This is a genomic window from Sulfolobus tengchongensis, assembly GCF_036967215.1.
GTDB classification, from domain to species: domain Archaea; phylum Thermoproteota; class Thermoprotei_A; order Sulfolobales; family Sulfolobaceae; genus Saccharolobus; species Saccharolobus tengchongensis_A.
The window spans coordinates 2,073,815-2,093,767 of record NZ_CP146016.1 but is presented as its reverse complement, the minus strand read 5'-3'; the positions used below and the strand labels follow the sequence as shown (position 1 = coordinate 2,093,767).

Annotated in this window: 20 protein-coding genes; 10 read left to right on the top strand and 10 right to left on the bottom strand. The window is 33.3% G+C overall.

Features of this window, described 5'->3' with window-relative positions:
• Positions 1-3 precede the first annotated feature (3 nt).
• A complete protein-coding gene (locus tag V6M85_RS09950; RefSeq protein ID WP_338599446.1) occupies positions 4-621 on the bottom strand; it encodes a hypothetical protein in 618 nt (205 codons plus the stop codon).
• Positions 622-672: 51 nt separating this feature from the next.
• On the opposite strand from V6M85_RS09950, the gene V6M85_RS09945 reads away from it, so the two are divergent.
• The gene (locus V6M85_RS09945; protein ID WP_338599444.1) at positions 673-1,320 is read left to right on the top strand and encodes a phosphatidate cytidylyltransferase; all 648 of its coding nucleotides are present in this window, start codon (positions 673-675) and stop codon (positions 1,318-1,320) included.
• Here the strand turns inward: V6M85_RS09945 and V6M85_RS09940 are convergent.
• Positions 1,300-1,902 (bottom strand): hypothetical protein, encoded by a 603-nt coding sequence (locus V6M85_RS09940; RefSeq protein ID WP_338599441.1) that lies wholly within the window; start codon positions 1,900-1,902, stop codon positions 1,300-1,302. The two genes, V6M85_RS09945 and V6M85_RS09940, sit on opposite strands and share 21 nt — an antisense overlap.
• A gap of 117 nt (positions 1,903-2,019) precedes the next feature.
• Here V6M85_RS09940 and V6M85_RS09935 point away from each other — a divergent pair, with 117 nt between their 5' ends.
• On the top strand, positions 2,020-2,460 hold the full coding sequence (locus V6M85_RS09935; RefSeq protein WP_338599439.1) for a hypothetical protein: 441 nt from the start codon (positions 2,020-2,022) through the stop codon (positions 2,458-2,460).
• On the opposite strand, the gene V6M85_RS09930 is transcribed toward V6M85_RS09935, so the two are convergent.
• Positions 2,448-3,464: an FAD-binding oxidoreductase gene (locus V6M85_RS09930; RefSeq protein ID WP_338599436.1), complete on the bottom strand. Its 1,017-nt coding sequence runs from the start codon at positions 3,462-3,464 to the stop codon at positions 2,448-2,450. The genes V6M85_RS09935 and V6M85_RS09930 overlap by 13 nt on opposite strands.
• 41 nt (positions 3,465-3,505) lie before the next feature.
• On the opposite strand from V6M85_RS09930, the gene V6M85_RS09925 reads away from it, so the two are divergent.
• Together V6M85_RS09925 and V6M85_RS09920 are read left to right on the top strand one after the other, a co-directional pair.
• Complete coding sequence (locus V6M85_RS09925; RefSeq protein WP_338599434.1) at positions 3,506-4,321, top strand: hypothetical protein; 816 nt, start codon at positions 3,506-3,508, stop codon at positions 4,319-4,321.
• Between the two features lie 15 nt (positions 4,322-4,336).
• Positions 4,337-4,873, top strand: a complete 537-nt coding sequence (locus V6M85_RS09920; RefSeq protein WP_338599432.1) for a molybdenum cofactor biosynthesis protein B — start codon at positions 4,337-4,339, stop codon at positions 4,871-4,873.
• Here the strand turns inward: V6M85_RS09920 and V6M85_RS09915 are convergent.
• Positions 4,860-6,713, bottom strand: a complete 1,854-nt coding sequence (locus V6M85_RS09915) for a 4Fe-4S dicluster domain-containing protein (RefSeq protein ID WP_338599429.1) — start codon at positions 6,711-6,713, stop codon at positions 4,860-4,862. The genes V6M85_RS09920 and V6M85_RS09915 overlap by 14 nt on opposite strands.
• The gene (locus tag V6M85_RS09910; RefSeq protein ID WP_338599426.1) at positions 6,706-8,934 is read right to left on the bottom strand and encodes a DEAD/DEAH box helicase; all 2,229 of its coding nucleotides are present in this window, start codon (positions 8,932-8,934) and stop codon (positions 6,706-6,708) included. Before V6M85_RS09910 ends, V6M85_RS09915 begins: the two co-directional genes overlap by 8 nt.
• A 33-nt stretch (positions 8,935-8,967) precedes the next feature.
• Between V6M85_RS09910 and V6M85_RS09905 the strand changes: the two genes are divergently transcribed.
• Genes V6M85_RS09905 through V6M85_RS09890 form a run of 4 tightly spaced genes read left to right on the top strand, consistent with a single transcriptional unit; the run spans position 8,968 to position 11,876 of the window.
• Entirely contained in the window at positions 8,968-9,189 is a 222-nt protein-coding gene (locus tag V6M85_RS09905) for a hypothetical protein (RefSeq protein WP_338599423.1), read from the top strand.
• A 19-nt stretch (positions 9,190-9,208) separates the two neighbouring features.
• Positions 9,209-10,603 carry a 7-cyano-7-deazaguanine synthase QueC gene (gene queC, locus V6M85_RS09900; protein ID WP_338599420.1) on the top strand — a complete coding sequence of 465 codons (1,395 nt, stop codon included), beginning with the start codon at positions 9,209-9,211 and terminating at the stop codon, positions 10,601-10,603.
• Between the two features lie 39 nt (positions 10,604-10,642).
• On the top strand, positions 10,643-11,503 hold the full coding sequence (locus V6M85_RS09895) for a sulfite exporter TauE/SafE family protein (RefSeq protein WP_338599417.1): 861 nt from the start codon (positions 10,643-10,645) through the stop codon (positions 11,501-11,503).
• Entirely contained in the window at positions 11,493-11,876 is a 384-nt protein-coding gene (locus tag V6M85_RS09890) for a DUF1634 domain-containing protein (protein WP_338599414.1), read from the top strand. Before V6M85_RS09895 ends, V6M85_RS09890 begins: the two co-directional genes overlap by 11 nt.
• Here the strand turns inward: V6M85_RS09890 and V6M85_RS09885 are convergent.
• Complete coding sequence (locus tag V6M85_RS09885) at positions 11,853-12,470, bottom strand: hypothetical protein (protein WP_338599412.1); 618 nt, start codon at positions 12,468-12,470, stop codon at positions 11,853-11,855. The two genes, V6M85_RS09890 and V6M85_RS09885, sit on opposite strands and share 24 nt — an antisense overlap.
• 102 nt (positions 12,471-12,572) lie before the next feature.
• On the opposite strand from V6M85_RS09885, the gene sul7s reads away from it, so the two are divergent.
• A complete protein-coding gene (gene sul7s, locus V6M85_RS09880) occupies positions 12,573-12,764 on the top strand; it encodes a winged-helix single-stranded DNA-binding protein Sul7s (protein ID WP_338599409.1) in 192 nt (63 codons plus the stop codon).
• A 185-nt stretch (positions 12,765-12,949) separates the two neighbouring features.
• Here sul7s and V6M85_RS09875 read toward each other — a convergent pair whose 3' ends face one another.
• The 3 genes from V6M85_RS09875 to V6M85_RS09865 form a co-directional block, all read right to left on the bottom strand.
• Positions 12,950-13,546, bottom strand: coding sequence for a trimeric intracellular cation channel family protein (locus V6M85_RS09875; protein ID WP_338599406.1), 597 nt, complete (start codon positions 13,544-13,546; stop codon positions 12,950-12,952).
• A gap of 367 nt (positions 13,547-13,913) precedes the next feature.
• Positions 13,914-16,820 (bottom strand): hypothetical protein, encoded by a 2,907-nt coding sequence (locus V6M85_RS09870; RefSeq protein WP_338599403.1) that lies wholly within the window; start codon positions 16,818-16,820, stop codon positions 13,914-13,916.
• Between the two features lie 192 nt (positions 16,821-17,012).
• A complete protein-coding gene (locus V6M85_RS09865) occupies positions 17,013-18,068 on the bottom strand; it encodes a Xaa-Pro peptidase family protein (RefSeq protein WP_338599400.1) in 1,056 nt (351 codons plus the stop codon).
• 40 nt (positions 18,069-18,108) lie between these two features.
• On the opposite strand from V6M85_RS09865, the gene V6M85_RS09860 reads away from it, so the two are divergent.
• Positions 18,109-19,092 carry a histone deacetylase family protein gene (locus V6M85_RS09860; protein ID WP_338599397.1) on the top strand — a complete coding sequence of 328 codons (984 nt, stop codon included), beginning with the start codon at positions 18,109-18,111 and terminating at the stop codon, positions 19,090-19,092.
• Here the strand turns inward: V6M85_RS09860 and V6M85_RS09855 are convergent, their stop codons facing one another.
• A complete protein-coding gene (locus tag V6M85_RS09855; RefSeq protein WP_338599394.1) occupies positions 19,093-19,941 on the bottom strand; it encodes a transposase in 849 nt (282 codons plus the stop codon).
• Between the last annotated feature and the right edge of the window lie 12 nt (positions 19,942-19,953).

The window sequence follows — 19,953 nt, the reverse complement described above, 5'->3', positions numbered from 1 at the left end:
CAATTACTTGGATCTAGATAATAAATCTTCAAGAAGAGAGTAGAATCTAGAGTTATCCTTTATCGTGTTATATACACACAACCATCCTTTAGGTACTCTACATTCACCAGTAAATGGAAACACTACCATACCGCTCTTGAAGTACTTTGAATATTCTAGAGTCTGCAAATAGTCATTTTTTCTTATCTTAGCTTCTACTACAACCTTATCCTCTACTATAAAGTCTGGCCTATTATGCCACTTAGTTAAAGTGAAATTATACATTGAAGGGTAAATCGTAACTTGCTTATTTACTTTATAATTTTTTGCTAATATGAGATTATATATAAATAATTCAAATAACTCTCCCATAAGTTTATTTATTGCAAGTATTCTCTGTTTAAGCGTAGGATATGCTAGAAGTATATTCTCATCAATTTCTAGATTTACTAATTTTGCAATATATCTAACTTTCTCTAGATGGATATATTCATTTCCTAGATATTTGAATTTAAATTCCTTTACATTATTTCCATTTTTATCCACTACATATACCATATTTCTTTCTATAAAAACCATGAAATCTCCGTTTTCATCTGGAATTAAGTATCCATTCTTTAACGTATATTTGTATAATTTCACAGTATCTTTATTGAGTTAATTTTTATAAGGTTTCACTGACAGTTATGTAGGATGATAATAACTATTAATGATATTATTTGGGGTGTAGTTTTAACTATTTGGGTTGGAGTAGTTGTTCTATACTTTTCAAAAATGATTTCAAAAAAATTTGGGACATATGTTTCAAGAAAAGCAATACATATGTTAGGTGGAGGGATAGTTGCAGTCGTGTCCCCATTAGTGTTTACTTCTCCCATTGTCCCCATATTTACTTCTTATCTTCTTATGAGCTATCTAATTGTAATAAGGATCCTAAAGAAAGAAATGAATTGGTTTATGGAAAAAGAGAACTTAGGTGAGGTGTTTTTTACATTTTCCTTTGGTACTATATTATTGATAATGCTTCTTTTAGATAATAATTATTGGAGTAATATCAGATTGGTATATGTTGCAATACTTCCACTAATATTTATGTCCTTTGGTGATGGTATAACTGGGATAATAAGGAATTTTGTATATAAAAGGAGAGTTAAAGGTTTCTGGGGCTCAATTGGGATGCTAATATTCTGTACTGTGATAGGCTATTTTTTGTTAGGTTTAGCTGGAGTAATAGCTGGAATTATTGCAACAATTGCGGAAATCTTACCTTATATCGATGATAATCTTTCAGTTCCATTCTTGTCGTTTTTAGTTCTCTATTTATTTGTAAAGGTTTTTTAGAGCCTTATATTTATCAATGTCAATTATATTGATATTCAATTTGCTTATATCTACGGTTATTATCCCATTTATTTTAACCGATTTGAAGTCATCTAATCTTACATCAGTAATCTTATGAAATTTTCTAATTATCCTAATTATTTTTCTTAGTGATACATCATTTTTATTTCCATCTAATATCTCATCTGGAATTGGCGGTATATAAAAAGAAGGTACTGCTATATAGAATTCAGAACTTAGAGTACTATATCTTACAATCTTTAATGCAAGTCTACTTTTTAAATACTCCTCAGCCATTGTAGCAGTAAAATTAGGAACATAACCATACTCCACTTCAATTCCCATATCTTTATCCTCTATGTATATATCCAAAAGCCTTCCTCTTTTCTCATATTCTACGAACACTCTATAACCTAGACTCTTGAAATATGCAGATAATATTAACTGAATACTTGAATGGTTGATATTTGAAAGACCTATATCATAAAAATTTACAAGCTTTTGCTCTATTTCATCTAATTCTACCCCCTTGTATTTTTCTTCTAGTTTTCGTTTTAATTTCTCTATATCATTGATAAACATCAATTTAGATCTCGTACACATTCACCTCAGTGAGGGGAATGGTCTTCACAAATCAGTAAACCGTCACTTCATCACTATTAAACTAATTTTTTATTTTAGTTAAAAACTCTGCTAACTATGATATCTTGGCTATTAGGCTCAGAAGCGCCTTCATGGTCCTATCTTAGCGATTTATTTCAAGACTACAGAAATGTTGCAGTATATACAGATCATAATAATATTATTCAAATTGTCAAAGTAAGTGATATAGACGAATTCTATACTCAATTTTCAGTTTTAGTGCATGCAAAGTATTTTAAGAGTTATAATCTATATTATATAAAGTTACAGCGATTTGTTACTTTTCCAACTATTTATGAGGAAGTAGCTAATTACTTTATTAACCTTAAAGGATGGAGGGGGATAAAATACTATTATAATGATGAATTTCTTGGAGCTTGGCTATTATACGATTGTTACAATTGTAAAGAAAAACAGAGGGCTCATTTGGAAATTAACAGAAGTAGTAAAATTATAGATGAATTGATAAAAGCTCACCTTAGAATTTATAACTCGTGAGGCTCTTGACCTATTTCAAAATTGTCAGAAAAATTGCTAAATCTGTCCAACTTATATTCTTTAAATTCATTAGACTCTTTGCCAGATATTATCTCTTCAACTAGCACGCTAGATAATCCTGGCCCTACTTCAGCTCCATACCCATCAAATCCACCAATATAGTATACATTATCGGCTACTTTTCCATAAGCAGGCTTCATATCAGGCGTAGCCTCGCAGAAGCTCCCCGTAGTGTATAGGTCTTTTATTTCACCTAATCTCCTAGAAATTCTCATCATGACCTCTTCTTTGTCATCGATACAAATCTGTTTTTGATATGGACTAGCTTCTATTGTTTTCCCATCTCCCATGATTGCAAAAGGTAAACCTATACCTAGTACTGGTCTAGAATAGAAATAATTTTTATAATCATATATTATGTTTGAGCCCACTTCTTTTCTCTTGCTTAAGACTAGCGATGCCCAGCAATAATAAGTTTTTATAGGTAGTTTAATGTTAATTAGATACTTGCTCCATGCTCCAGCTGAAAGTATTATGAGGTCTGCATTATGTAGCTTATCGTCTATTTTTACAAAGCCTAAGTTTTTGCGCTTATCTATTATTATATTAGCTGGACTATTGACTTTTTCTGTATTATTTATCAAGTTTCCAACTAGAACTAGTCCATCACCACCTATAGCTTCTATTGCTTCTGCATTTAACCAATTTACATATCTTATATTTATACTGACACCAGCAGATGTCCATGAATCAATAATTTTAGAGTCAATATTTCCTAAAGTGTAAGATTTAAATGGGAAGTAAGGTATACTAAATTTCCTATAGAAATCTAGTGATAATTTAGACAGATCAATATCCTTTCCTTTTAGTAGTAAAGAATGTATTAGACTTGGAAATGGTTTCTTTATTCTCGGTTCAATCAAAGTTACATCTATGCCGTTTTTCTTTAACATCCTATATATTGAACTTCCGGCAATTCCTCCTCCAACTATGAGAACTCTCAAATCGAAATGTTGATAAGTTGCACTTATTAAAAAATTAACTAATGAACCAAGTACTTGAAGGTTATTTTTTGAGATATAGAAACGTCATATGGAGTGTAAAGGGCTGTTATCACCCTGAGGGATATGCCGTAGCATTGCCTAGAATGTTTAATGGAATGAAAATTAAGAAACTTAGTACTGCAATGGAATTGGTAAGAAATCACTTTTCATACTTATTGAAGCATGTGAGCGAAATAGGATTTGAAGTCCCGTTAGTTCCCTTAAATGAAAGCGAGATTTTGGATCCATTTAAAGCAAGAGTAAATGAGCCATTAATTAAAACATTCTTAAATTTTTTTAATAACGAGATAGGAATTACGGGAAGCTATTTATACTTAGGTAGTGGTAAAGATATTGATTTTCTAAGTTTTAAGGCAGAACATTATAGAACACTTGAGGAACTAAGAGAAAAGGGAATTACAGAACCCCTAACTAATATCGAAGAGTCTGAATTAGAAACTCTAGACTCTGCTTCCTTTAAATTATTGAAGAGTAAAAGGATCCTTGAGGGTATGTTTAAGGGTATTGGATATACGTTTAAAATAGTTGAATGTGAAGATTTTGGAACAGTTAAGGGGATTAAAGAATTTGACGGTGAAGTAAAGGTTATAAAGCTAATAAAGCCTTTCACGTTACCGGTTAAATATTTAGGAATTGATAAAAACGGAAATCAATTTATTTTAACAAGCTTTAGGACGAGATTCACCGAACTTCCAGTCAATTCATTAATTTACGTAAAAGGTAAAATTCTCTTAAGGGACAATTTTAACGATATGGATTTAGATCTAGCAGAAGTAGTAAAGTTAAAATCATTTTAGGATTTAAATTAACTGATGTCTGCTCATAGATCCCATAAAGAACACGCTCCTAGCAATATAAATTTCTATGTGATTACAATTAGTACCTCAAGATACGATAAATTGATTAAAAAGGAACCAGTCGTTGATGAATCAGGAGATATCATAAAACAATTCATAATTGAGTATAAATATAACGTCATAGGATATGATTTAGTTCCAGACGATAAAATAAAAATACTTAAGGCGTTCATAAATGCGCTTGATAACCCTCAAGTAGATGTAATTATATCTACAGGTGGAACTGGTTATACACAAACTGATGTTACAGTAGAAACTATAAGGAAGATATTTGATAGGGAAATAGAGGGGTTCGCAGACGTATTCAGACTAGTAAGTTATAACGATCCTGAAGTGAGATCTGCATCGTACTTGACAAAAGCTACAGCTGGAATTGTAAATAATAAACTACTCTTCTTATTACCTGGTTCTCCTGATGCTGTTAAATTAGCAATGAAAGAGTTAATTTTACCAGAGGTTGGGCATCTATTGTATTTGATTAGGAGAAAATAATATTGGCTATTTTATCTGTTAACAATCTTTTCATATTTTCTGCCATATTGATTTTGTCTAGATTAAAATAAAGCAATACCAAATTTTCTATACTCTCATCTTTAAGCATATTATTTATTATATTTGAATATACCTCGTTAATTATATTATTGTCAATATCATTATACCAACTCAAATCTTCTTCAATATCGTCTTTCAAATCCTTAGTAGCTATTTCCATTTTTTTCAAAAATACGTCAATGTAATTCTTATCCATGTTAATCCCAAGTAGATCTAAAGGCGTCTTTATATTTAATTGTCGTGCGGTTAGCGGGCACAGTGTAACTTCTTTATCAAGCTTATTTATATTATTTTTACCATTAAGTATATTAAGGAAAACGTTACTACAGCTTATTCTTGGAACGTTTACTTCATTCTTCAGTAAGCAAGGTATATGTAATTTACTATCCATCAATTTCATCTCATTAGCTATTAATAGTTGGATATTGTAAATATCAACTACCGTATTTTTCTTGAGCCTCTGTAGATAGAAGTACTCCTCGGGAGTAATAGTGTAGATTTCCTTAACTTTGGTTAGCTCCTCGAAGTAATACTCATCCTTTATTATTTTTGAAAAATCTTGTTGCAAATACAAAAGACTTACTTTTTTACCTTTTTTCAGTAAATATATAAGCGACTTAATTATTTCATCTATAAGATTTTCGGATATTGGGGTTATAATTAATACGCTACTGGAATTACCGACACTCTTAAAAGCATTTTTAGGTTTTATCTCATTAAGTCTAGCAGATTTCTTGAGATGTTGTGTAATATTCAATGAAACTGGGCATACTTGCTCGCATAATCCGCACATATGGCAATTTGCCAACTCATTATCCTTCTCGAAAAATGAGATTGTGTAGAAACCTAGGGGGGTATGAAATATATCTCCAACTTGTTTACCATATGGGCAAACGTTTACACACTTCCCACAGAGTATGCACCCGTTAAATAAGTTATCTCCTTCAGTTGTTGAATAGTCTAGTATATTCTTTATAGACTCTAGAGGTCTATTTGAGTATATTGAGAATGCAATTTCATCTTTTCTGAATCTTATTACTGAAAAATCAGAATTATTAATCATATTTAAAATTTTTTCAATCTCATTTAGTTGTAAATACCCAAAATACCAATATTTATATTCTAGATGTTCGATAATGGGAGAATTCTCCATCGAGAATTCTTTTATGAAGTTCTGAAGTAGTACTTCCCTTATCTTAGGGTAGGATACTAAAATGTAACTTTCCTTACCTTTCTTTATAACACTAACTTCTCTGAATACTGGTATCCTTGAGGAGTACCAACTCTTTATAATTGAGATCAAATCCTGTATATTTCCATCTAATCTTCTATATGTAATTTCTTTATCTTCCTTTCTTAAATATACATTTATTACTATTCCACCTTTATATTTTCCAGAATAGTATTTGCCATCTAGAAACGCATCAACTTCAACTCTTCCACCTATTTTTCCAAACTCATTGAAACCTGTAATTGGGTCGTTAAAGAATACTGAACCTCCTACACTAAAATCAGCGTTAGACCAAAATTCGACGTTATATTTTTCTAAGACCTCTCCCCATGTAGTACCTGCCTTAACTTTTATTTTATCTCCATTGTCCTCTATTCCCTTATACTCAGTTAAATCCAGTATACTCTCTCCTTCTACTCCCCTAAAGTACTCATACCTAGGTACTGTATTAGGCAATAAATTTATCCCGTCACTATACTTTATTACATTCTTTATTTCAACGCCTGCTATTTTTGTAGGTTTAAGTATTTTGTAAAGTATGCTATGCAATTGGACTTCCCTCTCTTTCTCTATTCTCCCCCTTGAAAACTCCCTTGACTAAACCATCTATTAATCTTAATGATTTTTTCCTTGATAAATATTTGTTATTATTACCGCAATATGGGCTGTATACACAGTTAGGGCACCCATCTTCGCAATTACAGCTTTTAACTATATCTAAAGCCACTTCATAAGCTTGTTCAAGTCTCTCAAAAAGCAGTTTAGAAATTCCACTTCCACCTATAGAAGAATCATATATTACCACGTGACCACTAGGATAACTTATCCCTCCTAAATCGGTTAATGATGAACCAGCAACTACTCTAGCTGCAGATATTAGCACATGTTCTGTAGCATGATAGGTTTCCATATGGTCTATTAAAGTAAAGTCCTCTATTAGGGGGTGATAGATTAGCAATCCCTTAGTGTTGTAAGTGAAAGAGATAGGATTCTCATAAGTATATTCATTCCTTCCACCTTTTTCTCTTTTAGAGAAAATATCGTATGTTACATAACCTTCTACAGTCATAAGTAGTTTCATATTCCCATATTCAACCTTTACGCCATATACTTCTCTCTCATCCTTTTTGTCAAATTCTAATAGGTCCATTGAGTAAAGTGGTTTAGTGTAATAAGGTAGTTCGCTATTAGCTTTTTTCACTTTTGCAACTAGTCTATTTATATCAAGTTCTTCTACAATATACGTCTTTTTCGAGATCAAATATACCGCGTTTGGATATAGATCGTGAAGTGCTGCTGGTAGTTCTCTTTCTCCTATTTTCTTTTCGTTTTCATATATTCTTATAATGGGCCCTACATTCCTGAGAGATGTAGCAGCTACGTATTTCTTAGTTTCTGGTGTAGCAAAAACGTAGTTGTTCGAAATTCTAACCTTCCCTTCTTCATTTAATAGGTCATAGGCTTTTTTCCATAAAGGAGGAACAGTGTCTATTTTGACTTTATATTTCTCTACTAAATATGCAGCTGCATGCACTTTTATAACTTCTAGGTTTGTTGGATCAAAAGTAAGCGATTGTATCTTTCTACTGAAGAACTCTTCAGGATGCCTTAAATAATAGCTATCTATGGGATCATCTCCTAAAATGGTGAACACTAATCCTGCATTATTTCTCCTTCCTGCCCTTCCTGCCCTTTGTACATATTTGGTGTAACTTGGAGGATTTTCAGCCATGATTACCGCATCAATGCTTCCTATGTCAATACCTAATTCGAGCGTTGGAGTAGCTACTACTCCATCTAATTCACCTTTCCTAAGTTTTTCCTCTACTTTTATTCTATCTTCAGCTACTAAACCAGCTCTATGTACCTCTAGATTCAGCCTAAATCTATCTGCTATTTTAGCAACTAACTCTGCCATTTGTTGAGAATCTGTAAACACAAGTACTTTTAATCCGTTCTTAACTAAAACCGCAGAGAGATAAGCAGCCAATGTCCATCTACTAGAGCCTCCGCTGTCTATTAAACCGTGAATTGCTATTCCTTTTCTTCTTCTGGTTCCTTCTACAATATCTCCTTCTATACCAAATAATTCCTCAAAAAGGTATTTAGTCGCACCTATAGTAGCACTTGATGCTATTATGTGAATATCTTTTTTGAATTCTCTAATTCTATCGACTAAATTTCTAATATGCGCTCCTAGGACTCCCTCATAAACGTGGACCTCGTCAAAAATGAAATGATCTGCAGTTCTTAGTAAAAATCTAAATCTGTTACTTAAAGCTAAGCCTAAATGTATCATATCAGGATTTGTTATTAGTATATGAGGCGGATTTTTATATAATCTCTCTCTTTCTTTTTCTGGTGTATCACCATCAAATATCCCAACATTCAGATCTAACTCTCCTGCTAATCTGTAAATCCTTGTTAGTTGATCTCTTGCCAGTGCTTTTGTTGGATATACTAGAACGCTTCTTTCTCCTTTTAATGCAAGATCCAAAATGGGAATTAGAAACGCTTCTGTTTTTCCAGTGCCAGTTCCAGATATTATCATAATATTTTCTCCATTCTTAATTTTTCTATATGCTTCATATTGATATTTATATAGCCTTTCTATTCCATATTGTATAATTGATTTCTTCAATTTCTCATCTATATCTAGTTCAATAACATTCGGACCTAATTCAGGTTCAAGAAACGTTTCTGTGTAAACGTGAGCCAATTTTGCATTAAAGGTTTTTAGCTTCTCATTTATTTCACTTAGAATTTCCACAATTTTATTAACTGTCATATATAGGTTAAAAGCATGGTGGAAGTTCTTAGCAGTAAAAAAGACGTTGAAGTCTTTTTATCCAAAAATAAAGATAAATGTAAAATTGGAGATATTATAGATATTGTAATATCAGAGAGCGTACTAGAGGATATTCCTACAATTGTATCTAAATATGGATTTTCTATGATTGATGGTGAGAATATAGGGGAAGATGTTATTAAAGTGAGATTAGAATTTAGACAGATTTTTAGGTGACAGATAAAGGTATAAACAAGTGTGCAGTGTTTCCGGAGTCTTAATATTTAATCCGAAAAACGTTGATAAGATAGAAAGGAAATTAGCTAATATTCTTAAGAGAGCGGAGGACAGAGGAAGAGATAGTTTCGGTATAATTGTAATTCAAAAAGATGGTACGTTAAAGATAAGAAAATCTATAGGCAGACCGTCAGAAAAAGAAGAGTTACTATACGGTATTTTAGATGAAAATTCTAGAGTAGTAATAGCCAATAACAGGGCTGAACCTACTACTGAATATGTTAAGCAGAAAAGTGAAGAAGATATACAACCTTTTGTTGGTGACAGATTCATTGTCACTCATAATGGAATCATAGCAAATGATATGGAGCTAGAAAAGAAGTACGAACTTAAGAGGAAGACCAAAATTGATAGTGCAATTCTTCCATTACTTCTGGATAGGTTATGGGATGGTAGAGTGGAAACATTAAGGGAGATACTAACACAAATTAGAGGCAGTTTCGCATTAGTAATAGGAGATAAGAAGAATCCGGATAGGATATTCCTAGCCCAGAACTTTAAGCCATTATATATGGCATATGATCACTCTCTTGAAGCGGCATTTTTCACATCTCTTGATGAGTACTTTGATGTAAAACCTTTCGATCCAGTGAATGTAACTAAGCTTGAACCATACTCAATATCTATGGTAACCTTAAATAAAGAAATTATTAGTTTACCACTAATTGAGAAAAAGAAAGGTAAAGTATTAGTTGTAGCTAGTGGTGGTTTAGATTCTACAGTAGCGGCTACGAAGCTTATAAGAGATGGCTACGAGGTTACGTTGATACACTTTAATTATCACCATAAAGCTGAGGAAAAAGAAAGGGAGGCAGTGAGAAAGATCTCAGAATACCTACAAGTTCCTCTAATTGAGATCAACACAGATTTATTTAAGATGATAGGTCATGCTACATTAATAAAAGGAGGAGGAGATATTGTAAAAGATAGAAAAGGAGAAGAAGGAGCAGAATTTGCTCATGAATGGGTTCCTGCGAGGAATTTAATTTTCTTCTCAGTTGCATTGGCAATAGCTGAAGCTTATGGTTATGACGCTATAGCTTCTGGAATTAATCTTGAAGAAGCCGGGGCTTATCCGGATAATGAAATGGAATTCATAAGAATGTTAAGGAAACTAAGTCCTTATGCTACTGGTCCCAACAAAAAGGTTGACGTATTAATGCCGGTAGGTAATTTAGTGAAACATGAGATAGTAAAATTAGGCTATGAAATTGGTGCACCACTACATTTAACATGGAGTTGTTATGAAGGAGGACAGAAACATTGCGGAAAATGTGGTCCATGTTATATGAGAAGAACTGCATTCAAGATTAATGGGCTTAAGGATCCAGTAGAATACGAGTACGATGAATAGTAGAGTAACTTTAATAGTGATATATAGTACTACTATTTTATGTTACCGCCAATAGAATTTTTTGTCATAGTGGTGTTGATTAGTGCTCTCTCAGGGATATTAGGTGCATTGACTGGTCTCGGCGGTGCTACATTTCTAGTTCCAATCTACACATTATATCTAAATATACCTATTGCATACGCTTCTGGAGCTAGCTTAATTTCTACCATAGCGACTTCTAGTGGTGCAGCTAGTGCTTATGTTAAGGATAGGATAACTAATGTCAGGATAGGAATGGGACTTGAAATAGCAACTACAACCGGTTCCATAGCTGGCGCTCTCACAGTGGCATATATTTATGCACATCATCTAGAATTTATAATATATATAATTTTTGGAATAGTATTGCTTTCACAAGTTTACGTGCAACTTACTAAGTCTAGATTTGAGCTTCCAAAACCTATTAAAGCTGATTGGACAACTAAAGTGTTTCAACTCTACGGTAAGTATTATGATTCAGCATTAAAGCAAGAAGTAGAATACTATGGCGTAAGGTGGTGGCTAGGCGAGATCATTATGTTTTTTGCTGGTTTTATTTCTGGTTTACTAGGAATTGGTTCAGGTGCACTAAAAGTTTTAGGTATGGATTGGGCTATGAATCTTCCAATGAAAGTTAGCACTACGACTAGTAATTTCATGATCGGTGTAACAGCAGCTACTGGTAGCTCAATTTATTGGCTATTTGGGTACATACAGCCATTCTTAGCTGCAGGTACTGCATTAGGTGTTTTAATAGGGGCGTTTATTGGAACTAAGATTTTAGTAAGGGTAACTAACAAGACTATTCGATATATCTTCACTGCTATTTTAGTTTTCTTAGGAATTCAAATGATACTGAGGGGGTTTGGGTATGGATTTTAATGATATTATAGGTTATGCGTTAAGAATAGGTGTAGTAATTAGTGCGATAATAATAGTAATAGGTGTGATCTTATTGTTTTTAAGCGGTGGTTCAAATAATTTTACTATATCACAAATAGCTAGTTCCCATTCAATTGTTAACAGTTCAATCTTTAAACCTACTGAAATATTTAGTGGTTTACCTAAACTTTATGGCCTTGATTACATTTATTTAGGGTTAATGGTTTTGATAGCTACCCCGGTAATTAGAGTATTGTTAGGTATCGCACAGTTTGCATCAGAGAAAAATAAGTTATATACAATAATTACAGCTATAGTATTTTTTAATTTAATGTTTGCTATATTTATATTACCTATAATTATAGGCAAATGAGATTTTACCATCTAGCAAATATTTCATTCTTTTTTCTAATATCCTTAAATTTAACTCCATATATTCATCTGCGATTTGCTTTGTAAATAATTTGCAAACATTACTTTCAATCACAACATTAAAACTTTCTTTGAGTGTATTTTTTATTGTTGTTTGATCTAGTGATTTTATTAGTTCTATACCATCACGGAAATCTTCTTCATTAGCCCACAAATCAAATCTACTTACCCTCTTATCTAATATCTGAACTATGTAGTATAATGGTTTCCATGCAGACAATGAATGTCCATGATCTATGATAAACCCCTTACTCTCTTTTGAGAGTACATGTTCTTCCTTCAAGTCTATATTTAGAATCCATTCTTCAAACGCTAAACTTCTTTTTATTTCGCCTAAGTTAGATATGTTTTTAGTTGATTTATCTGGGAAATAATCCATTAAAAGTCCTATAGTTTCCCCATATCTAACTAGAGAAATTTGTGGGATCGGTAAGCTTAATATATTTCCTATTTTTGAAGCGAATAGCTCTGATACAATCTCTAGTGCCACATTTATGTCTTTCTCTTTTTTAGCTGGCTTAAAGTATAGTAACAATGCAAAGGTAAAAGATGCGTGAAGAATATAAAATTATCCTATGCAATTGCTAGAAACCTTTTTAACACAAACTTATTTTACATCTAGTCGTATTATATTATAATGGAAGATGTTAAACAGTCTGTAGAAAAAATAATAAAGGATAGAGAATGGGTAACATTTAACGATCTGCTAAAATACTTACCGTATCCTGCGCCAGTAGTTTATGACGCACTATCTCAACTAATAAAGGAAAATAAAGTAGGAAGAAGAGGAAAGTATCTTTATTACATAAAGAATAGACAGACTACTTAGTGATTTTTATTGAACTAGCTACTGTTTTCAGAAAGTCTTTGTACGATATGGGTCTTTAATCATAACACCTTTACATAAAAAGCACACTATTCTAAATATCTTTAGGATTAGATTATATCATAAACGTCTTGTAAATCTTCTATTTCTCCACATACTATTACTAGCTTAAAAACTTTACGGAACGACTAGCGTTTCGGTAGATGCAAATTATACTTTAGCGCAATTAGCCTTAAGATGAGTACAGATACTAGGCTTGCAAATATACTAAGTTGATGCAAATATGGCGTGGCGAAATAATATAATAGACCACCAAATAATGCTGCGGTAGCATATATTTCCCTAGTAAGCACAAGTGGTATTTCATTCACTAATAAGTCTCTTATCACTCCACCACCAGTTCCTACGATAGCAGCAATTAATCCCACTGATATTGGATTTAGTTCATGAGAATACGCTAGAGACGCACCCAATGTAGCGAATGTGGAAAGGCCTATTGCATCAGTGATCATAATTATTGTTCTAACTGGATTAGCTTCTAACCATTTGTAAAAATAGAAAACGAAAATGGAAACGGATATGCTTAACAATAAGTAGTTCCATTCAGTAAGTATCTCTGGTGGGTATATTCCCAGAAGGATATCTGCAATTATACCACCAGCGTAACTAGTTATCACGCCAAGTACTGTTACGCCAAAAATATCAAGTCCTCTATTTATTCCTTTAAGAGAGCCAGATATTGTGAACGCGATTATTCCGATGACATTAAGCAATTCTAAGATCATACTTAATTATAAAGAAGTTTTACTAGGTTTATATCTTCTTTTCAGCCAATTAGTGATAATTTTTCAAGCTGTTGAAGTTCTGAGGATAGTGGTATCGTAAAGAGAGCCAGCCAAGATATGCAAATATAACAAGATAGGTAAATTTTACAAAAGTTTATAGCTGAGAAAACACCAGAAATTATTCAAATTTTGCTTAACTACTTTATTTTCTAAATAATAGCAAGAATCTTATAAACACTGAAACGAGAGATATTAATGCAATTAGAAGTATTGTTAATAAAGAAAACAATATGGATAATTCAGAATAAATTGGCCTAAAAAATAAGGTCATAATTAGGAAAACTCTTATCATTAAATTAAAGATGTCTTATTTTCTTTTATTTCTTACTCTTAGCATGATCACTATAGCCACTATTATTACTACTATTACTGCTACAATTACAGCTATGTCTACTGGAGACTTAAATATTTGAACATATAATGGTGGTGATATCGTAACGTAGAAAGTATCAGACTGCTCAAATGGGAATAAGGCACCAGTCTGATTCCATACCAATGCGATTGCTAATGGGTATGTTCCAGACGAGGCACCGCTGCTTACATCTACTATAAATGTTACATTAATTGCTTGTCCTGGTTGAATGTCGCCCGCAAATACTTCAGATGCAGTTAAAGCTTGTAACGGATTTGATGAACTTACATGAGGATATATGACGTTAGAAGTTCCTAGCCTAATTATTACATTTTTAGCGGTGGCATTGCCAGTGTTCTTAAGAGTTACTGTAATTGGGACGCTACTATCTCCTGCACTTAAAGTAGGGTAAGATACTCCAACTACAATTAAGTTAGCCTTTGGGTATATCTGTAGCGGGTACCTATAAGTTACCTTTCCTCCATCATATGTTACTGTAATATTTATAATATAAGTCTTAGGTACGGTATCATTAGGAATATTTATAAGAAATGTACCATTGACTGGAACTCCAATAGGTAGTGCTCCTAGATGTATTGGATTCGAAGATATTATTTCAAATGGAGACTGTATTGACACATTCGCGTTCTCTGCTATACCACTACCAAAGTTAGTGAGAATTACTAGTAGTCTTACATCAAAATAACTTGGGAATATTTGGGGTGGAATAGTGACTACATTTACTGAGATGTTGGGAGAGGAAATTATTACTGGAATAGTAATTGTAGTCTCGTGATTGAAATAATATAATGTTGCTGGTATGTAGTATACTCCTGGTGTCGCGTTTGGATATACACTTACGGTAACTGTAGCATAGTTCTCTTGACCTGCTGGTATTATTCCAATTTGGGCAACTGTCTGATGAAATACTAATGGGTATTCCACATTCTGAAAGTCTAAAGTAGCATTGAGAATATTCACATCGCCGGTGTTTTTAAGTAAAATTGTTAAAGGCACTTGCGTTTCTCCAGGTGAGACAGTTATTGGTGAAGATATTGCTCCCCAAACGCTTTGTGCTTGTATTGTTACATATCCTAGTATGTCTACTGGCATCATTATTGTTTCTTTGAAGCCTCCGTATGCTTGTAGTGTTATTGGTATGTAGTATACTCCTGGTGTCGCGTTTGGATATACGTTAGCTATGACTGTTACGTAGTTATAACCACCTGCTGGTACGAAGCCTACTGTTGCGTTGTTTTGTAGGAATTGTATGGGGTAGTGTGATTGTAGTGTTAAGCTGACGTTTGATAATAGATTCTCTCCAAGATTCTCCACCACAATTGTAAGAGGCACGTTATTTTGACCTGGTGCAACTAAAACTGGGTTGGATGGAGAACCCCATACACCTTCTAACGATACTTGATTTAATGCTTGTATATAAATTGGTACTTTAATGAATTGTATCTCACCTTTATAGTAAGTAATTTTCACTGTGATATAATAGACACCGCTATTTGTAATATTTGGATACACGCTAGCTAAAACGGTTAACGATACAGGGTAACCCGCTGGTATATTTCCTACGCTTACATTATGCTGCAGGAATTCTACCGGATATTGTGACTGTAAGACTAAAGTTGCGTTCGTAACAGTAGCTATACCAGTATTTTGTAGGATTATTGTTAGTGGTATGTTGTTTTCTCCTGGTCCTACGACCATTGGGTTTGTTGTTGTACCCCATACTGATGTTGCAGAGAAATTCACATATCCTAGTATGTCTACTGGCATCATTATTGTTTCTTTGAAGCCTCCGTATGCTTGTAGTGTTATTGGTATGTAGTATACTCCTGGTGTCGCGTTTGGATATACGTTAGCTATGACTGTTACGTAGTTATAACCACCTGCTGGTACGAAGCCTACTGTTGCGTTGTTTTGTAGGAATTGTATGGGGTAGTGTGATTGTAGTGTTAAGCTGACGTTTGATAATAGATTCTCTCCAAGATTCTCCACATAAATCGTAAGTGGTAACATAGTTTCTCCTGGTGCAGCCACTGTAGCATCTGATGGTGTACCCCATGCATCATTTAATGCTATTTGATTTGAAGAACCTATATCGATGGGAACTAGTACAGTTGTTGTTGCATTGTGGTAATATATTAAGTTTATTTTTATGTAATACAAACCTTCAGTTGCGTTTGGATATACTGAAGCCATTACTGTAGCTTCTCCATAATATCCAGCGGGAATAGCTGAGATAGTAGCATTCTTTTGCAGAAATTCTACTGGGAACTGAGAATTTAATTCCAAAGTTATATTAGTAACCAGCGTGTTTCCAAGATTTTGTAGGATTATTGTTAGTGGTATGTTGTTTTCTCCTGGTCCTACGACCATTGGGTTTGTTGTTGTACCCCATACTGATGTTGCAGAGAAATTCACATATCCCGCAATAACTACTGGTACTAATACGTCGTAAGAGAATTCTTCCCCAGCGCCAGAAATACCTTGAACTATTATTACTTCACTATATGTGCCAGTCTTTGCTGTATTAGCAATGTCGAACAAGTAAGTAACATTGACCATTTGCCCTTGATTCCAGACTGGTATATGTGTAAGCTGAGTTCCATTATTATAGTTGTAGACGTAAAATGGATAAGTAGATGCGGGATATATCGTTACATCGTATAACGTTGAATATGTATTGATTAAATGAAAGGTTATTGGCACCTCAGTCTCTCCTGCTGCGAGCAATTCACTACTTGTAGCATATCCTTGAAATGGTGTAGTTTGCGAAGATAATTGCAAGGTTAAATAAGTAAATGAAGATAATATCACTAAAAGTACTATAATTAAGCTTTTCCTCATTGAATCACCCTTCAAAAAGATATATCTAAATACTTTTAAGTGTTTTCCTCCTTTATTGGAAGCATGGCCTTGCAACAATATAAAGAACCTAATATTGGAAATCTATTATAGAAGAATAAAATTTCTGTAACAGAAGTAAAAATCTTGTATTTTGTAATAATAAGGATAATAAGAGTATTATATATGTTCTTTTCAGAGAATAAACAGATCCTTTGATAACGTATTTAGAGATCTTCCTTTTCCATTTATTATTGTAACTTCATCTTCTATTCTGATGCCAAATCTCTCTGGGATATAAATCCCAGGTTCAATTGTAAATACCATCTTCTCCTTTATTATCTCATTATTATCTGGGGATATATATGGCTCTTCATGGACCTCTATACCTATTCCATGCCCAGTTCTATGAATGAAGAAGTCCCCATATCCTTTACTGGCTATAGTTCTTCTAGCTACGTTATCAATCTCCATTGCCTTCACTCCTTCTTTTGCAAACTTTTCAGCTTCTTCATTTGCATTCTTAACTATTTCAACTACATCTAACACTAGTTGATCTTTAGGGTTTCCTAGAGAAAAAACTCTAGTAGTATCTGTTGAATAACCCTCATATTTTATGCCATAATCTATGACTATTACATCACCTCGCCTAATTTTCCTTTCTGTACATCTTAGGTGAGGCATTGCTGTATTTGGACCAGACGTCAGTATTGGTTCAAAGGAAACATTTCCCGCATTTTCAATTAAGAAGCTCTTCAGCTTTCTCTCTATTTCACACTCGCTTACACCTTCCTTTAGATAGTTTATAAATTCTAGAAGAAGCTTTTCAGATTTTTCTACTCCTTTCTTCATTTTTTCAATTTCGTTTTCATCTTTTATCTGTCGTAGCTTTTTTAGAATTATTGATGCTGTTTCAATTCTTCTAGGTCGAAATTTATTTAGTATATTTACAGTGAAAAGAGAGAACATCGTATCATCTACTAGCATGAAAGAATTTTCTTTCAATTTTACTTTAGAATACGGATCTTCTCCATCACTATATACTACAAGTGGCAAGTGTTTTAACTGTTCTTCATAAAGTTTCGGGGCTAGTACGAAATAATCATCTTTAGTGATAAATAGTAATAATGGTCTTTCCATCTGTTCTTCTGAGAATCCTATTAAATATTGCATATTGCTAGTTGTCCCTATGATTATATAATCCGCATTTAGTCTTTCAAGTTCCTCTTGCACCTTTTTTATTCTGTCCATATTGAACTTTAAATACGTCTTGCTATAAATAGATAATACTATGATCACAATCATCTATGACGATATTTATAAGTATCATGCTCCAAAGCGATATCATGTAGAAAATCCTACTAGGATCGATTACTCACTTTCCGCCTTTGCAGACATTAAAGTGAAGATAGAGAAACCAGTAAAGGTTAGTGACCCGCAAATTGTACATTCAGAAGAATATGTTAAATTAGTTGAAAAATTTTCTAATATGGAAGAAGATCTGGATGCAGATACTTATGTAAATAGGTATACGTACGAAACTGCACTTTATGCTTTAGGAGGAGCTTTGAGGGCTTTTGAAGTTAATGGATTTGCACTAGTAAGGCCACCAGGTCATCATGCAGGTACTTATGGTAGAGCATTCGGTGCTCCTACTTTAGGTTTTTGTATCTTTAATAACGTAGCGTATCCAATTAAGAAGTTTGGATTGAAGAGGGTGGCAATTATCGATTTTGATGTACATTATGGAAATGGAACTCAAGAAATCTTTTATGAGGATCCTGAAGTCTTACATATAGATATACATCAAGACCCTAGAACTATTTATCCGGGAACCGGTTATCCAGACATGGTAGGAAGAGGTGAGGCAGAGGGAACTAAAGTAAATCTACTAATACCCCCATTAGGTGGTGACGATCTATATGAAGAATTACTGCCAATTATTCAGAGTATTCTAGATGATTTTAAGCCAACGATTTTAGCCTATTCAGCAGGTTTTGATGCGTATAAAGGCGATGGTCTAGCATCAACTAATATAACTGAGTATTCATTTTACAATTTAGGTCGAATCAGTAATAGTTTTGTTAGAAAGTATGCAGTTTTAGAAGGAGGATATGGTGATGGTTTGAGAAAAGGTCTGAAAGCATTTTTAGAAGGTTTCTCCGGTATTGATAAAGAATATAAGGTGTACAGGTCGAATGATAGCGTTAAATCGAGGTTTATGAATTATCTAGGTGAAGAGAAAAATATTCTTAGAAAGTACTGGAGTATATAATTAGCAAGTGTAGTAACACTTTAGCGCTATATTGTATGCGGCATTATAATCCCTATCTGCCTTATATCCACAAGCGGGGCACACGAATAACGAACCTAAGATCTCACCCTTCTTATATCCGCATTTTGCGCAGACTTTAGAAGTATTATGAGGATCTAGTTTCTTGTATTTCATGCCTCTTCTCCTTATCTCGGCCTCCAACATACTTTGTAATACTTTTAATCCCTTACCTGCTTTAGTATCAAAGTATTCTAAATTTTCCATTGCAATTATTTTTGGTTCTAGCTCCTCTATAAACGTAACAGCGTTATAAACGATCTTTTTGGCATTATTTTTTATTTCCTCTAATTCAAGAATTCCTTGGTCATCTCCTAAAAAATTTACAAAATACTCCATAACTTTAGGTTCATCAAAGAATCTTACTTTCCACGGTTTAGTATCTCTTATTGCTACCACTGTTATTAAATGTCTTAATCCCACATCTATCCCCACAATGCTTGGCCGTTCTTGATACGCAAGATATACCTTTATTTCATTTTCTTTGTATTCTACTATTGCGTATAATGGTGAATTAGCATCATTCGGCACTTTTACTAACGCATTGTAATTTTTTATTCTAATTACATCATTGCTGATGAAATCTATTTGAAGTGGACCATCTCTAGGGACTCCACCAGTAATTATAGTAGTTAGCAGAGACTTAGGTAAAGTAGGTGGGGGATCCACTTTTTCTTTAATTCCGCGTTTTCTCAATGCATCAACATAAAGCTTATAATAAACTATCTCTTTCTGAATCTCCTTTAGTTTACCATAATCTAAAATCTTTGCTTCTATAAGTCTCTCTTTCATAGATTAATATTA

Coding starts and splice junctions, on each gene's coding strand:
- V6M85_RS09945 (WP_338599444.1), top strand. CDS start 673: ATGATAATAACTATTAATGATATTATTTGGGGTGTAGTTTTAACTATT.
- V6M85_RS09855 (WP_338599394.1), bottom strand. CDS start 19,941: ATGAAAGAGAGACTTATAGAAGCAAAGATTTTAGATTATGGTAAACTA.
- V6M85_RS09925 (WP_338599434.1), top strand. CDS start 3,506: ATGAACCAAGTACTTGAAGGTTATTTTTTGAGATATAGAAACGTCATA.
- V6M85_RS09905 (WP_338599423.1), top strand. CDS start 8,968: ATGGTGGAAGTTCTTAGCAGTAAAAAAGACGTTGAAGTCTTTTTATCC.
- V6M85_RS09870 (WP_338599403.1), bottom strand. CDS start 16,820: ATGAGGAAAAGCTTAATTATAGTACTTTTAGTGATATTATCTTCATTT.
- V6M85_RS09890 (WP_338599414.1), top strand. CDS start 11,493: ATGGATTTTAATGATATTATAGGTTATGCGTTAAGAATAGGTGTAGTA.
- V6M85_RS09895 (WP_338599417.1), top strand. CDS start 10,643: ATGTTACCGCCAATAGAATTTTTTGTCATAGTGGTGTTGATTAGTGCT.
- V6M85_RS09935 (WP_338599439.1), top strand. CDS start 2,020: ATGATATCTTGGCTATTAGGCTCAGAAGCGCCTTCATGGTCCTATCTT.
- V6M85_RS09940 (WP_338599441.1), bottom strand. CDS start 1,902: ATGTTTATCAATGATATAGAGAAATTAAAACGAAAACTAGAAGAAAAA.
- V6M85_RS09920 (WP_338599432.1), top strand. CDS start 4,337: ATGTCTGCTCATAGATCCCATAAAGAACACGCTCCTAGCAATATAAAT.
- V6M85_RS09875 (WP_338599406.1), bottom strand. CDS start 13,546: ATGATCTTAGAATTGCTTAATGTCATCGGAATAATCGCGTTCACAATA.
- V6M85_RS09860 (WP_338599397.1), top strand. CDS start 18,109: ATGATCACAATCATCTATGACGATATTTATAAGTATCATGCTCCAAAG.
- V6M85_RS09865 (WP_338599400.1), bottom strand. CDS start 18,068: ATGGACAGAATAAAAAAGGTGCAAGAGGAACTTGAAAGACTAAATGCG.
- sul7s (WP_338599409.1), top strand. CDS start 12,573: ATGGAAGATGTTAAACAGTCTGTAGAAAAAATAATAAAGGATAGAGAA.